This is a genomic window from Methylobacterium sp. GC_Met_3 (assembly GCF_026540775.1).
In the GTDB taxonomy this organism is placed as follows: Bacteria; Pseudomonadota; Alphaproteobacteria; order Rhizobiales; family Beijerinckiaceae; genus Methylobacterium.
Genome location: NZ_JALNUL010000163.1, coordinates 1 through 1046 on the forward strand (window position 1 = coordinate 1; position 1046 = coordinate 1046).

General features: G+C 67.3%; 1 protein-coding gene. It reads right to left on the bottom strand.

All coding sequences use genetic code 11. The features are described 5' to 3' along the window. Window positions 1-16: 16 nt before the first annotated feature. A protein-coding gene (locus tag OXS27_RS32300; RefSeq protein ID WP_267361742.1) for an IS630 family transposase occupies window positions 17-978 on the bottom strand; the annotation gives its coding sequence in 2 pieces (ribosomal slippage) (window positions 17-630 and window positions 630-978; 963 coding nt in all). Window positions 979-1046: the final 68 nt, after the last annotated feature.

The following is a 1046-nucleotide window of genomic DNA, read 5'->3' on the forward strand; positions in this document are numbered from 1 at the left end:
CTAGAGCTGTTCCCGATCAGGTAGCGACGGCCAAGTCGTCCTCGTAGCCGGCTGCGGCGAGGTAGTTGCGACACTCCTGCGGAGTGAAGCGCGTGAATGCCTGACGGATCTCCGCCCAGAGATCCGGGATCGTGCGGGCTGCCGCGCTACGTAGCAGCGCCTTGAGTTTCGCGAAGGCCTGCTCGATCGGGTTGAAGTCAGGGCTGTAGGACGGAAGGTAGAGCAGCCGCGCTCCTGCGGCCTCGATCGCGTCCTGTACGCCGGCGACCTTGTGGGCAGGCAGGTTGTCCATGACGACGATATCGCCCGGCTGCAGCACCGGGACCAAGGTCTCGGTGACGTAGCTGCGGAAGCGAGTGCCGTTCGTGGGGCCGTCCAGCAGCGCGGTGGCGCACAGCCCGCTCGTGCGCAGGGCAGCGGTGATGGTCGTGGTTTTGTAGTGGCCCAACGGGGCTGCAAGCCGGCAGCGCTCGCCGCGCGGAGCCCAACCATAGCGGCGCGCCATGTTGGTGGCAGCCGCCGTCTCATCCAGGAACACCAGCCGATCCGGATCAAGCTCGGGCTGCGCCTCAAACCACGCCTCGCGAGCAGCTCTTACGTCCGCGCGCTCCTGCTCAGCTGCGTACGTCGCCCCTTTTTCCAGCTGATCCCGTGGCGGGCAAAGAAGCGCGACAGGCCGCTCGTGCTGGTCTGGACGCCCTGCTCAGCCAGCCGGTCGCGCACCTCGCGCAGGAAAAGACGCGGCTCCTGCGTGGAGATTCTCAGGATCAGCCCGGCATGCGCCTCAATGCGCTTCGAGGTGTGATCGCCGCCCATCGGCTTAGAGGCGAGTTGGCCCTCGTGGCGGAAACGCTCCGACCAGCGGCTGGCGCTCGACACGCTGACCCCGAAGCGGGCGGCGGCGCGATGGCAGGAGGCACCTGCCGCCACGGCAGCCACCACACGCTCGCGCAGGTCCACAGACAGGGGTGAAGGCATGAGCAAACTCCTTCACCCACCAACGCGCTACCCGCTAACCCGTCTCAAGCAGCGCGGGACCGGCTCTA